The organism is Herbaspirillum camelliae (assembly GCF_001929405.1).
In the GTDB taxonomy this organism is placed as follows: Bacteria; Pseudomonadota; Gammaproteobacteria; order Burkholderiales; family Burkholderiaceae_D; genus Herbaspirillum; species Herbaspirillum seropedicae.
On the sequence record NZ_KV880769.1, the window covers coordinates 2,211,097 to 2,225,451 of the forward strand.

General features: G+C 60.9%; 8 protein-coding genes. 7 read left to right on the forward strand and 1 reads right to left on the reverse strand.

The annotated features are described in order from the left end of the window. Positions 1–38: 38 nt before the first annotated feature. The 7 genes from tssH (at position 39) to tssA (ending at position 13,369) form a co-directional block, all read left to right on the forward strand. Positions 39–2,708 carry a type VI secretion system ATPase TssH gene (gene tssH / locus BGK68_RS09895; RefSeq protein ID WP_075256959.1) on the forward strand — a complete coding sequence of 890 codons (2,670 nt, stop codon included), beginning with the start codon at positions 39–41 and terminating at the stop codon, positions 2,706–2,708. 104 nt (positions 2,709–2,812) lie between these two features. Next, positions 2,813–5,638, forward strand: a complete 2,826-nt coding sequence (locus BGK68_RS09900) for a type VI secretion system Vgr family protein (RefSeq protein WP_075256960.1) — start codon at positions 2,813–2,815, stop codon at positions 5,636–5,638. 41 nt (positions 5,639–5,679) lie between these two features. Then, positions 5,680–6,615, forward strand: coding sequence for a hypothetical protein (locus tag BGK68_RS09905; RefSeq protein ID WP_075259761.1), 936 nt, complete (start codon positions 5,680–5,682; stop codon positions 6,613–6,615). A gap of 21 nt (positions 6,616–6,636) precedes the next feature. After that, positions 6,637–9,849: a T6SS effector BTH_I2691 family protein gene (locus BGK68_RS09910; protein WP_075256961.1), complete on the forward strand. Its 3,213-nt coding sequence runs from the start codon at positions 6,637–6,639 to the stop codon at positions 9,847–9,849. Beyond that, a complete protein-coding gene (locus BGK68_RS09915) occupies positions 9,846–10,799 on the forward strand; it encodes a DUF6708 domain-containing protein (protein ID WP_075256962.1) in 954 nt (317 codons plus the stop codon). The genes BGK68_RS09910 and BGK68_RS09915 overlap by 4 nt, the downstream gene beginning before the upstream one ends. Before the next feature lie 254 nt (positions 10,800–11,053). Then, complete coding sequence (locus BGK68_RS09920; RefSeq protein WP_075256963.1) at positions 11,054–12,016, forward strand: DUF6708 domain-containing protein; 963 nt, start codon at positions 11,054–11,056, stop codon at positions 12,014–12,016. Positions 12,017–12,241: 225 nt separating this feature from the next. Beyond that, positions 12,242–13,369 carry a type VI secretion system protein TssA gene (gene tssA, locus BGK68_RS09925; protein ID WP_075256964.1) on the forward strand — a complete coding sequence of 376 codons (1,128 nt, stop codon included), beginning with the start codon at positions 12,242–12,244 and terminating at the stop codon, positions 13,367–13,369. Between the two features lie 167 nt (positions 13,370–13,536). On the opposite strand, the gene BGK68_RS09930 is transcribed toward tssA, so the two are convergent. Further along, positions 13,537–14,352, reverse strand: coding sequence for an OmpA family protein (locus BGK68_RS09930; RefSeq protein ID WP_075256965.1), 816 nt, complete (start codon positions 14,350–14,352; stop codon positions 13,537–13,539). Positions 14,353–14,355: the final 3 nt, after the last annotated feature.

The following is a 14,355-nucleotide window of genomic DNA, read 5'->3' on the forward strand; positions in this document are numbered from 1 at the left end:
GACACCGCCAACAACGACAAAACGGGAAAACCAACACCATGGGCATCAACCTCAAATCGCTGATCAGCAAGCTCAACGACAGCAGCCGCCTCGCCACCGAACGTGCTGCCAGCCTGTGCATGGCGCGCGGCCAGTATGAAGTGGACCTGGAGCACCTGTTCCTGGCGCTGCTGGAAAACCCGCAGACCGACTTCAGCCTGATCGTGCGCCGCAGCGGCATCAGCCCTGACAGCCTGCAGGCCGATCTGGAACATGAGATCAGCCAGTTCAAGAACGGCAACACCCGCACCCCGGTGCTCTCGTCCCATCTGCAGACGCTGTTCGAACATGGCTGGCTGATCGCCTCGCTCGATGGCGAGCGCCCCAGCATCCGCAGCGGCCATCTGCTGCTGGCGCTGCTGACCCAGACCGAGCTGGCGCAGCTGGCCTATCGCGGCTCCAAACTGTTTGCCCGCTTCAAGGTGGATGAACTCAAGCACGACCTGGCCAAGCTGACCGAAGGTTCGGTGGAAGCCCCATCCTCCGCATCGGCAGCCGCTGATGGGCAGGCAGACGAGCAGCAGGGCGGCGACCCGGTCGGCGAGATGCGCGCCGGCGGCAGGACGCCCGCGCTGGACCAGTACACCACCAACCTCACCCAACGCGCCCGCGACGGCAAGATCGACCCGGTCGTCGGCCGCGATGGCGAGATCCGCCAGGCCGTCGATATCCTGCTGCGGCGCCGCCAGAACAACCCCATCCTCACCGGTGAAGCCGGCGTGGGCAAGACCGCCGTGGTCGAAGGGCTGGCGCTGCGCATCGCCCAGGATGATGTGCCGCAGGCCCTGCAGGGCGTGGAGATCCACACGCTGGACATGGGCCTGCTGCAGGCCGGCGCCAGCGTCAAGGGCGAGTTCGAGAACCGCCTCAAGGGCGTCATCGACGAGGTCAAGAAGAGCCCGCATCCCATCATCCTCTTCATCGACGAAGCCCACACCATGATCGGCGCCGGCGGCCAGGCCGGCCAGAACGACGCCGCCAACCTGCTCAAGCCAGCATTGGCGCGGGGCGAGTTGCGCACCATCGCCGCCACCACCTGGAGCGAGTACAAGAAGTACTTCGAGAAGGACGCCGCCCTGGCCCGCCGCTTCCAGGTCATCAAGGTCGAGGAGCCGACCGAAGAAGTCGCCTGCGCCATGCTGCGCGCCATGGCCCCGCTGATGGAAAAGCACTTCGGCGTGCGCGTCTACGACGAAGCCATCACCGAAGCCGTGCGCCTGTCGCATCGCTATATCAGCGGCCGCCAGCTGCCCGACAAGGCTATCAGCGTGCTCGATACCGCCTGCGCCAAGGTAGCCCTGGGCCAGAACGCCACCCCCGCGCGCCTGGAAGGCGTGACCCGCCGCCTGGAACGGCTCGCCGCCGAGATCGCCGCACTGGAGCGCGAAACCCGTAGCGGCGCTTCCCACGCCACCCGTCTGGGTGAACTGCAGGCCCAGCACGCGCAGGCCATCGCCGAGCAGACCGATCTGCAGCAACGCTGGGAGCAGGAGCGCGAACTCAATGGCCGCATCCAGACCGCCCGCGCCGCGCTGGAAGAGGCCAACCAGGAAAGCGCCAGCAGCCCTGACAGCGAGGCCGCCCGCACCGAGTTGCAGCAACTGCTGGCCCAGTTGAAGCAACATCAGGGCGAAACGCCGATGGTGCCGGTGCAGGTCGATGGCCATGTGGTGGCCGAGATCGTCGCCGGCTGGACTGGCATCCCGCTTGGCAAGATGGTCAAGGATGAGATCAAGACCGTGCTGGGACTGGATGCGCTGCTCAAGGAGCGCGTGCTCGGCCAGCCCCAGGCCACCGCCGCCGTCGCGCAGCGCGTGCGCACCTCGCGCGCCAACCTGGATGATCCGGGCAAGCCCAAGGGCGTGTTCCTGTTCGTCGGCCCCTCCGGCGTGGGCAAGACCGAGACCGCCCTGGCCCTGGCCGACGTGCTCTACGGCGGCGAACGCAAGCTCATCACCATCAACATGAGCGAGTACCAGGAAGCCCATACCGTCTCGGGCCTCAAAGGCTCGCCCCCCGGCTACGTCGGCTACGGCGAAGGCGGCGTGCTCACCGAAGCGGTGCGACGCAATCCCTACAGCGTGGTGCTGCTCGACGAGGTCGAGAAAGCCCACCCGGACGTGCTGGAGCTGTTCTTCCAGGTCTTCGACAAGGGCGTGATGGATGACGGCGAAGGGCGCGAGATCGACTTCAAGAACACCATCATCATCCTCACCAGCAACGTCGCCTCCTCGCAGCTGATGCAGGCCTGCCTGAACAAGAGCGCCGCCGAGCTGCCAACGCCGGACGAGCTCGACGTACTGATCCGTCCGCAACTGGTCAAGGCCTTCAAACCGGCCTTCCTCGGGCGCCTCAAGGTCATTCCCTACTATCCGATCAGCGACGAGGTGCTCGAGCAGATCATCAAGCTCAAGCTCGGACGCATCGCCAATCGCATCGCCGAGAACCACAAGGCCGAGTTCAGCTACGACAAGGCACTGGTCGAAGCCGTGCTGGCGCGCTGCACCGAAGTGGATTCGGGCGCGCGCAATGTCGACAACATCCTCAACGGCAGCCTGCTGCCCGAGATCGCCGAGAGCGTGCTGGCGCGCATGGCCGAAGGCCAGGGCATCAGCCGCATCAAGGTGTCGGCCGGCAAGAAGGGCGACTTCAAATACACCATCCAGTAACCAGTAATCAATGATAAGTAACCATGCTTGAGTGAGATCATGACGCGCACAGCAGCTCCCCATCCTTCGACCTCGCCACCACCCGGCGCCGCCAGGGGCCGGCCATGAACATGCCGGACCTGGCCGCCCTGTTCGGCGCGTGGAGCCAGTCGGCCCGCGTGATGCGCCTGCATACCACGCTGGACCAGCACTACGGCCCCCATGCCCTGATGGCCGAGCGCCTGCAGGCGGTGGAGCAGGTCGGCCCGGGGGAGGACAGCAGCGCCATCGACCAAGCCATCGCCGGCTATCGCCTGCAGCTGTCGTGCCTGAGCCTGAACGCCGACATCTCGCTGCGCAAGCTGCTGGGCCAGCCGGTGCTGCTGGAACTGGATACCGATGGCGGCGCGCGCGCCTTCCACGGCCATGTGACCGCCTGCCGCATGGAAGGCGCCAATGGCGGCATGGCCCGCTACCTGCTGACGATAGAACCCTGGCTCTCCTTCCTGCGCCACCGCCGCGACAGCGCCGTGTTCCAGGACATGAGTGCACCGGCCATCATCGAAGCCGTCTTCGCCGACTATCGCGGCCAGGGCCGTCTGCAACCCGCCTGGCGATTGGATCTGCAGGATGCCTCGGCCTATGCCAAGCGCAGCCTGGCCACGCAGTACCAAGAAACCGACCTGGCCTTCATCACCCGCCTGCTGGTCGAGGAAGGCCTGTTCTACTACATCGAACACCAGGGCGACAGCAACAGCGCCAGCCTGGGCAGCCATACGGTGGTGATCGCCGACCATAACGGCAGCTTCAAGCCCAATGCGCGTTCCACCGTCGCCTTTGCGCAAACCAGCGCCGTGACGGCCCAGGACAACATCGACCGCTGGCGCAGCGTGCGCCGCTGGCAGACCAATGCGGTCGAGATCCTCACCTGGGATTACCGCCAGGCCGCCGTGCGTGCGGCCAGCACCGCCAGCAGCGGCGAGAACGCCCATGACAAGCTGGTCCTCACCAGTCGCGACGCCCCCGGCCAATACATCAACGAGAGCCCCGAACAGGCGCAGCGCCAGGCGCTCAACCAGATGCAGGCCATCGAAGTGCGCAACAAGGTCTTCACCGGCGCGGGCACCGTACGCAGCTTCCTGCCCGGCACCACCTTCACGCTCACCGGCCACTACGACCACGACGGCGGCGACGACGACCAGTTCGTCCTGCTGCGCGTGGTCCACCAGGCGCACAACAACCTGAGCGCCGACCTCAAGGCCGGCGTGACGGCGCTGCTGGGCCAAGCCCAACTGGACGATCACGACCACAAAGGCAGCCTGCTCGACACCGCCTTGCGCTCCGCCGATACGCAGGCGCGCCCGGTCTATCGCAACCGCTTCGAAGCCATCCGCCACAAGATTCCCTATCGCCCCCTGCTGGTCGATGCCCAGGGCGAACGCCTCTATCCCAAGCCCCAGGCCCATGGCCAGCAGAGCGCCGTGGTCGTAGGCGCGCAGGGCCAGGCCGTGCACACCGACCGCGACAACCGCATCCGCGTGCAATTCCACTGGCAACGCGGCGAGCGCAGCCACAGCGGCCTGTCCTCACCGACGCCCGACGATCATGTGGGCGCCCCCGCCAACGAACAGGCCGGCACCTGGGTGCGCGTGCTGGCCGGCCTTGCGCCCACGGCCGGCGCCAACTGGGGCGGCCAGGCCGTGCCTCGCGTGGGGCAGGAAGTGCTGATCGATTTCATCGAAGGCGATATCGACCGACCGGTGGTGATCGGCACCCTCTACAACGGCCGCGGCGTCGACAATGCCCAGGGCAACCAGGCCGGGCAGGGCGCAGGCAGCGCCACCGGCAATGCCCCGGCCTGGTTCCCGGGCAGCAGTGGCGCGCACAATCATGCCGCCGTGCTCTCCGGCATCAAGACCCAGGCCCTCTCCGCCAGCCAGAGCGGCGGCGGAGGCTATAACCAGCTGGTGTTCGACGACAGCCCCGGACAGGCGCGCGCAGCGCTGCAACAGCACGCCGACGCCCACGACGGCGCCAGCGAACTCAACCTCGGCCTGCTGCGCCAGCAGACCGACAACCAGCGCCTGGCCACGACCGGCCAGGGCTTCGAACTGAAGACCCTGTACAGCGCTGCGCTGCGCGCAGGGCAAGGCCTGCTGGTCTCGACCGAAAAGAGCATCAGCGCCCAGCTGGACATGACGCAGGGACTGTCGCAATTGAGCGAGAGCGCACAAAAGCAGCAGCAGCTGGCCGAGACCGCGCAAAAGCACAACGCCCGCCTGGAAGGCGAGAGCGACGCCGCCAAACTACCGGCGGTTGAAGCCATGGGAGAGAGCATCGAGGTGCTCAAGGCCACCCAGAGCGCCAGCACCGGCAGCAGTGCTAGTGATGGCCAGGGCAGCAGCGCCACCACCGCCTTCAGCGCCCCGCAGCTGCAGCTCTCCAGCCCGGCCGGCATCGCCGCCGTCACCCCGGCCAGCGCTATCATCGCCGCGGGTGTGACCAGCAGCGTCACGGCGGGCAAGGATATCAACCAGATCGCCCAGGGCAATCTGCATTACCTGAGCAAATCCGGCATCAGCCTCTTCACCTATGGCAAGGCCAGCAATGGCAGCAAGCCGAACCAGGAAATCGGCATGGCCCTGCATGCAGCGGCGGGCAAGGTCAGCGTGCAGAGCCAGGCCGGGCAGACCTTGCTGACCTCGGCCAAGCAGTTGACGGTGGCCAGCGTGGGCAAGGATGTCAGCGTTGCGGGCAAACAGCATGTGCAGCTGGCGGCGCAAGGCGCGTGGTTGCGGCTGGAAGGCGGCAATATCGAGGTGCATGGGCCGGGGGCGATGGAGTTCAGGGCGAGTGCCAAGGAATTGACTGGGCCGGCCAGTTCTGGCGCCAGTGCTAGCGTGCCGGCGCCTGGGCCGTTGGCTGATTGTGAGTACAAGAGTGGCGCCTGAGGGTGCCCGAATTCTGTGAACGGCGTAAGAAGGATCGCATCATGAGCCAATCCCAAGTCAATGAACAACTGCGTGCCGTCTTGTTTCAGTTGCGCGAAGTCCATCCCCGCAGCCATGTGCATCTGCTATTGGATGGCAATCACCCCTGCGCCGATGATGATGCGTTGCACATTGCCCGTCTGGCCAAGCGCGATATTCCGGCCAAGGCAGTCCCGGTGCCGCGCGCCGATTTTGTACACGATCCCGCGATTTGCCCTTCCTTGGTAACGCTGTATTCACCTGGCGATCGCGGATATCCCGACGAGTTGCTGCTGGATTTGAGCATCGACCACGCATGGCGTCGGCGTGACAGCATTAATGGCAGTTACGTTTGTGGATGGCTGGTGTCGGAAAGTCCGGCCCATGACGTCGCCACCCATCTGGCGCGTGCATGTGAGTTGTTCGACGTGCTGCGCGGATGTCGCCGTGTACTGCCGTTGTTTGAGCCCCATCGCCTGTCGCTGGTGGCCGATGCGGGACTGGAGAGTTTCCTGCGCCGCTGGCTGGGACCGATCAGCCACTGGCTGTGGCTGGACATGCAGGGTGAACTCCATAGTCTCGCGGTCAATGAATTGGCCGAAGGAATCTCCAGCAAGGAACACCTCAACCAGCGGCACTGGCAGGCGCAGCAGCGGGTAGCCAATGCGCGGCTGGTTGCCATGGCAATGGCAGACGCCGGGATCATCCTGCCCACCCACCCGGAAACCGCCATCGATGCGTCCCTGCAGCGGGCCGGGGACCTAGGACTGCAACGTACTGAAGATCTGGTCTTCTTCGCGCTCAACGACTTTTCGATTTCACGCAATTGGACCGCGCATCCCGCCGCGGCGAAGGCGATCAGACAGGCGCAGCAGGGCGAACAGACCTTGAGTGAACTGATGTGCGAACTGTCCGACAACACGCTGGAAGAAATCGCCGCGTCACGCGGGGCTGATTAAACTGTATTTGGAGAGGTTCTGATGGGCACTGAAGTCACTCAAGTTAAATCGACCACTGGCGCGGCGACGATGCGCGCCAATGTCAATAGTGCACAGAAATGCGCGCTCGGCAGCAATGGTCAATGCAGTTTCTGCCAGCGCACGGGCTATCCTATCCTGCCACTGCGCTATGCCGTCAAGCCCTCCTATGTCACTGCAATAGGCGCTGGCCCGCAGTCGCTACCGCAGATGGACAAGTTCGCGGCGCAGCCGCTCAAAGGAAATCGCTACACGTTGCGCGTGCTGCGCAAAGGCTATGTCCATGTCTACATGGGGGTCAAAGGTCATTGGCAGACCTACGCGGTAACCGATGATGGCTACCTGCGCTTGCTGAAGAATCCCGACGATCCAGATGCCAAGGGTAACCGTCCATTGACCGAGGCATGCAAGCGGGATGGTCATAACATACCGGCCAGTTTTATCAACATTCCCGAGAAGTACAAGAAGGTATGGATCGGCTTCTCTGAACTTCCCTGGCGCAAGGAAGTGCGTTCTGCCTTTGAGGCGAAGCCGGATGCCCGGATGCAGCAGGTTGACTTGACCCAGATGGCCAACGCGCCTGCACAGGTTCCCAATGCGCTGGAGATCACCCCCGACGGGACGAGCCTGCATGCCTATGTCGAGGAATATGCCAGGGATGCCGGTGACTATGCCAAGCGTCTACGGTATCCGGCGCCAGTGGTGTCTGCCGAGAAGGTAACCAAAGGCGATTTCCAGTGGGAGAGTCTGCACGGCAACTATCCCCGCAGCGGTCAACTGGCCGCCGTTGGCGAACATGCTACCGCCTACCAGAAGAAGACGAAGCGGAAGATGGCAGCATTCGTTCTGCATGATCCGGTTGGTATGGTGCAGGAGCTGAACGGCGCAGTTTCCCGCGTGGTGAAAGCGCGTCAGGACTTTGGGGCAGCCGTGATGCGGCCGCTGATAGTCTCTCAGTCGATACTCGGCCTCAAGAAATTCTTTGAACAGGCCGCTTCCGCCAATCGTGAGGCTCAAGAGAAGAAGGACAAGAAGCCGGACAAGCAATACGAGCTGGATACCGAATCCATACCAATGTCGGGGACAGCAGGCATCTCCGTCTACAACATGAAGACGACGACCCGCGCAGAGCGCGCTCAGCGGGACGCCGACGATGCGTGGATCCGGATCGCCAGGCGTTACGACGAAGGCGCCCGCGCGGCCTTCGATCAGCGCTATACCGAGGCGATGAAGGGTTTCCAGGAGGGCATCAAGAACCAAGGTCACGACTGGGCCTTATGGGCCGGGCACGATGCCTGGCGCTTGCATTTCAAAGACTATGTGACGAACTACGGATCTGACTACAAGGATTTTGTCGAGATGTCAGCCGTATGCTTGTCTGGCGGAACCGGCGAGGACGAGTATTCGCAGGCGCTATGGATGAAATGGTTTTCCGCCAAGCCCGATGATGTGACTAATCCAGTGTTTCAGGGCTTGTTCGGCGGTCGCAAGGAACTGCTAGCCTTCCTCCTCCCAGAAAAACCTTCTCTGTGGAGCGAAGATAACGAGCTGAACAAGACCGATAAACTGTACGAGACCGCTAAAGGAATCACTGCCTCAGAAGAAGTAGACGGACCGAAGAAGTTAGAGCACTTCATCGATGGTCGTGTCAAGACATGGGCTGCGAGCCTCATGACCACCATCAGCGCGGTTTCCACGAGAGTGGACGCCAAACTGAGTCAAGTGGCGTCATTGGCCGTCAACCGCGCCATCCAGGCGGGCCAATATTTGTATAGCGGGATCAGCACGACTTTCATCAAAGTAAGGATGACGGTTGGCGACTACCTCAAGTTGCTTAATGAATTAGGGACGAAAGTACGGGATGGCATGCGCAAGCGAGTCAATTCGTTGCTGTTTGCGGGCTTTCTTAGTATCTCCGATGCGAGGATTCGTGATCGCATCATCGACGTCACTATCTGGAGCATTGAAAAGGTTTCAGTCATCAAGGCGGCCATTTCTAATGCTGCTAAGTCTGCGGCTGATACTGGCAAGGCAGTGTTAAGTAAGCTCTCTGTCTCCGCGGCGATGGTCAGCGACGAAGTCAGGAAGGAACTTCGCTCCTTGGTCGGGAAAATAGAGCTCAACGCGCAGCAGGCCCGTGTGCTGGCGCGTGACCTGATGGCGAGAAACCTTAAGCTTGGTGCTGTAGGCGAACCTGCGCTGGCCGCAGGCTCTCTTTATTTTCAGTTGTGGGCGTGGAAGGATTCGATGAAGTCGGTCAAGGAGAAAGTCGGCGCAGAAGGGACCGAAGCCCAATTATCTTTGGTGTCTGCGGGGATCGGCGTGCTGGCCGCTAGCACTGAAGCCTTGGGCGGTTTGTTCAAGCTCTTTAGCGCCGAGGCAGCGGGAAAATTTCTGATGCGCTGGGCAGGGATCATCGGCATGTTCTCCGGTGCCACTGATGTCCTGCAATCGCACGCCGCTTCGGTGAGAGCAGGTAAAAAAGGTGATGCAGATGCTTCAAGCTATTATAGTGTCGCTACAGTTACGTTTACGTTCGGTGTCATCGCCTCTGGTTTCGCCATAGGTAACCCGGCGCTATTAGGCGGGTTGCTGGGACTGGGCCCAATGGGTTGGGTCATCCTATTAGTCGGCGTGGGTATATTCTTCACGTGGATGGCGATGAACGCAGAGTCCTCTCCCGCTGAGCTGTGGGCCGATCGATGCTATTTTGGACGGAACATCAATGGAAAGGGCCTCTGGTCCGACGCACAGATGGATGAGGAAATGCAAGAGCTCAATAGCATCGTGTCGGGATTGAGAGTCGAACTGGGTAGCCGAAGCTTTTCAACCCGTTGGTTTGGCGATGATAAGCTTGAAGATTACAATGTTAAGCTGAGAATAACATTCGGCATTTTCAGCGCAGAGAATTCAGCCTACGAATGGGTATGGTTCGCTCGCCACAAGTCCAAAGGAAATATCGAGTTGAAGCGAGGACAGTTTGGCAAGGTTCCCCGTCCGCTGGCGACATCGACCTTAAAATCTCATGCGGGTCTTTCTGGCGTCGATTTGCCGACGGTGTATCCAGGCCCGGATAACTCACTCAAGGTCGTAGAAATGTACGCCGGGGTCCACTCAGGAAAATATAAAGAAACCACGGTGGTAATCAACTTCTGGCCGGACGCGACTAATAGCGAAGATTGCTTGGCAGGGACAGTGGTAACGGAGGATGTGTGACAGCAAGTAAGACAAGCCGATTTACTCCCAAAAATCCGCTCTGGGACGAGGATCTTCCAGAGCGCGATTCGGGAATCGACTTCAACCAGCGTTTGGATAGCCCGCTTCTTGATGAAGATCTGAACCACGTCGATGAGAACTACCTGGAGATTTCTCGTACGTCATCGGTAATTAGGGGGCTAGGCGTCCTGGTCGGAATAATGTTTCTCGCAAGCGCTATTGCGTTTCTTATTCCTGATCTGATCCGGCAGTGGAACGTGTTTGTCACAAGGGCTCCTTTTCTTGGGCTCTATTACTGCACCATGCTCGTGGGAGCGGCCTTGGCGGCGGGCCTGTTTGCTCTGCATGACTGTCTACTTCCTAGAGATACGCCAGTCCGGTTTAATCGAAACACCAGAAAAATATACGTCTACGAATACACTGCCTCATTACGGCGTTTGCAGCGCTGGCGCAAGGAGATCAAGATCTATGACTGGGATAACATCGAGGCGGAGATTGCCAAGGTGTCGGGATTTACGGGGAAGGCTTACGTCGTGCGGCATGAACTGGTACTGGTGATCTGCAAGGCAGGAACCAACGAGGTCATCGACCGTATTTCCCTCAAGGGCAATGACGTCACCGTCGAGACCTTGTATCAATTGTGGTCCTACGTCCGCCGGTTCATGGCATACGGACCGACCCGCATTCCTGATCTGAAAGCAAGAGTGCAAGGTGTGAGTTTCGTTAGCAGCTTGTTCCACTTCATGCCCTACATTTCACCAACCGAGGAAGGACGGCGCTTTCGCAGCAAGATGCGCTGGCTGGATTACCCGATCATTTTCTTGACGATCTGGTTTTTCTGGATATGGTTGCCTCTTGGGATCTGTAACTACATCGCAATGAAGTGTGCGCCCGAGCCTAAATGGCCGGCTGAGATTGATGCAGAAAGCCGATCTCTTCGGTCGGCCTGAAGCGGGGATTGTGGCACTCAGTCAGAACACAATGGTCTGACGAACCACCTCCGCCAGCGATCAGAACGACAGTATCAAATGCATGTCGGTCATCGGACCGAAGTTAACGACCTTCGCGCGATCAGGTCAGGGGACAATATCGGCCACTGCCAGAGCAATTCCGCATGCGATTCCGCCCAAGGTTTGCCGTGACATGGCAGTGTGGAAGCCAACAGCGGAAATCGCCTGGCCGGGAAATTGATCACGGAGGATAGGTGACAGCGAGCAGTAGAACCCGATTTACCCCGAAAAACCCTTCCTGGTATGAGGACCTCGCAGCACGCGAGTCAGAAATCGATCTCAACGAGCGTCTGGATAGCCCCGCTCTCGATGAGGACCTGAATCACGTCGATGAGAACTACCTGGAGATTTCCCGTACGTCATCTGTGATCAGAGGGCTTGGCGTCCTGATCGGGATAATGTATTTCCTGTTTGCTGTCTCGTTCCTTTTCCCTATGCTCATCGAGCAGTGGTACGACTATTTCGTCACGGCTCCTTGGTTCGGGCTCTATTACTGCACCATGCTCTTGGGAGCGACCTTGGCGGCGAGTCTGTTCGCTCTGCATGACTGTCTGCTCCCCAGGGATACGCCAGTCCGGTTCAATCGAAACACCAGAAAAATATACGTCTACGAATACAAAGCCTCATTACGGCGTCTGCAGCGCTGGCGCACGGAAATCAAGATCTATGATTGGGACCAGGTCGAAGCCGAGATTGCCAAGGTGTCGGCATCCACAGGAAAGACCTACGTCGTGCGGCATGAACTGGTGCTGGTGATCTGCAAGGCAGGAAGCAACGAGGTCATTGACCGTATTTCACTCAAGGGCAATGACGTCACCGTCGAGACCTTGTACCAATTATGGTCCTACATCCGCCGGTTCATGGCATACGGACCGGCCCGCATTCCTGATCTGAAAGCAAGAGTGCAAGGTGTGAGTTTCGTCAGCAGCTTGTTCCACTTCATGCCCTACATTTCACCGACCGAGGAAGGAAGACGCTTCCGCAGCAAGATGCGCTGGTTGGATTATCCGATCATTTTCCTGACGATCTGGTTTTTCTGGATATGGTTACCTCTTGGGCTTTGTTATTACATTGCAATGAAATGCGCACCTGAGCCGCGTTGGCCGGCAGAGGTGGGCGAAGAAAGCCGTCAGGGCAAAGAAGCAAGTCGTTCATGAGGACGTCGCGTGTCAGTCCGCAATGGCGGCGACCGGCTCCCCAGCCACACTGGCCCGACACGTTATCACCACGGCAAGCCTTACTGCCCGCCGGAAAATAAACCCCTAGCCCCTGAACGCAGCACGCCCCCGCTTGTCCAAAAAACCGGAAAGGGGCTGGCCCATACGGCGCCAGGTCCCGGATCTTAAACATAAGACAATAAAACAGACCGGAACGACAACAACATGAAGCTACCAACGCTCAAATCCCTCTTGGGGGGCAAACCAGCCATGTCCGCCATTGAACCTCTGCTCAATCCCATCAACGACAATGCGCCTGCCGGCGAGGATCTGTCCTTCACGGCCGACCTCGACGCCATCGCCGAGGCGCGTCGCTTCGACGATCCCACCCTGGACCAGGGCGAGTGGGTGATCGACATCAAGGAGGCCGACTGGCCCTTCGTCGAACAACACTGCGCGCGCCTGCTGGAGGGACGCAGCAAGGACCTGCGGCTGGCGGTGTGGTACTCCGAGGCGGCCTGCAAGACGCGTGGCCTGCGCGGCCTGGGTGACGGTTTCCTGCTGGTGGCGGGGCTGTTCGATCGCTTCTGGGACAACATGTACCCGCAGTCGGAAGAGGGCGACCACGACCAGCGGGTCGGTAACCTGACCTGGCTGCTGGCCCGCAGCGTGGCGATGTCGCGCGAGATTGCGCTGACCGAAGGGCGCGGCAGCGCCTATTCGCTGATCGATTTCGAGGCCGCCCGCACCCGCGCTGCCAATGCCGAGCGGATCGCCAACGAGGGCGGGCAGCCGGAAGAGGGTGTCAAGCTGGCGGTCATGGAGGCGGCGCGCAAGCGTAGCTCCCATGCCTTCTACGAGGCCATGCTGGCCGATTCGCAATACTGCGTGCAAGCCCTGGAGCAACTGGAAAAATCCGTCGATGCGCGCCTGGGCGTGAATGGTCCGGGCTTCTCGGCCGCGCGCGAGGCGCTCACTGCGGTGCGTGAGACCGTGGCGCGTTTTGCGGCCGATACCGGGCTGCGCAGCCCGCAACTGCAGGACAGCGCGGCCAGTGGTGCTGCGGCCGATGTGTCAGCCCCGCCAACGTCGGTGCAAGAAGCGCCGCAAGGAGGTGCAATGATGCAGCAAGGTCCGATCCGCACCCGTGCCGAAGCCATTGCGCAGTTGCGCGCAGTGGCGGAATTCTTCCGTCGCACCGAGCCCCATAGCCCGGTCGCGCACCTGGCCGACAAGGCGGCGCAGTGGGGCGAAATGCCGCTGCATGCCTGGCTCAAGAGTGTCATCAAGGATGATTCCACGCTCTCGCATGTGGAAGAATTGCTGGGCTTGCTGCCACCGCGCAGGGAGTGATCGGCGCTGCCCCCAAAAAAAACGGAACCGATGGTTCCGTTTTTTTATGCCCGCATTTGCTGACTACTGAGCATTAATTAATCACTGCCAATTACTAACTAGTAATTACCAGCTATTAATTACTAAATATTAATTACTAACTAATGATTACGTAAGCAGCGCCGTCCTTACTTGGCGATACGGAATTCAATGCGGCGGTTCTTTGCGCGCCCCTCCGCCGTGGCGTTGGAGGCCACCGGGCGATCCGGACCTTGGCCGGAGGTGCTCAGCAGGCTCTCATCGACACCCTTGGCGCCCAGGTAGGCCTTGACCGCATCGGCACGGGCCAGCGACAGCGAGATATTGCTGGCGCGCAGGCCTTCGTTGTCGGTGTTGCCGATGATTTCCACGTGACGGCCTTTGAGCTTGAGCATGGTGGCGGCGATCTCGTCGAGGATGCGCTTGCCCTCGGGGGTGAGGGTGGCCTGTCCGCTTTCGAAGGACACAACGCGATTGGCCAGGACGTTATCCAGCAGACCCTGCTCGGAGGTGGACACGCGCAGCCCGTTGTTGACCGTATAGGACGAGTTGAGGCTGCTGGCCATGTCGCTGGCGATCTGTTGACGCTGGGCTTCGTTGGCGACTTCGCCGGTGATGGAGACGGTGGTGCCGTCGATCTTGAGCTGGCCACGGCTGACCGCTTTCAGATTGGGCGAGATCAGGCTTTGCACATGGTTGTTCCAGTTGGCCGGCAGCACCACCTGGCCCACCGCGATCTGGTCGACCACGCGGTCGGCGCCATAGACTTCGCGCAGGCGGGCCAGGGCGGCGGCCTTGCTGGCTTCGTCAGGGACGGTGCCGGTGACCAGCACCTGGCCGGGGGCGGGCGTGGCCACAGGGGGCGCGGCGTTCTGTGCCAGCGCGACGTTGGCGAGGTTGCAGAGCAGGGCCGCGGCGAATACGCAGGCGGGCCGGCGCAGGGAAGGGAAGAAGGACGTATCCAAGGT

What these genes read in the sequence shown, in the direction of transcription:
- tssH (WP_075256959.1), top strand. Translation starts at nt 39, where the DNA reads ATGGGCATCAACCTCAAATCGCTGATCAGCAAGCTCAACGACAGCAGC.
- BGK68_RS09900 (WP_075256960.1), top strand. Translation starts at nt 2,813, where the DNA reads ATGAACATGCCGGACCTGGCCGCCCTGTTCGGCGCGTGGAGCCAGTCG.
- BGK68_RS09905 (WP_075259761.1), top strand. Translation starts at nt 5,680, where the DNA reads ATGAGCCAATCCCAAGTCAATGAACAACTGCGTGCCGTCTTGTTTCAG.
- BGK68_RS09910 (WP_075256961.1), top strand. Translation starts at nt 6,637, where the DNA reads ATGGGCACTGAAGTCACTCAAGTTAAATCGACCACTGGCGCGGCGACG.
- tssA (WP_075256964.1), top strand. Translation starts at nt 12,242, where the DNA reads ATGAAGCTACCAACGCTCAAATCCCTCTTGGGGGGCAAACCAGCCATG.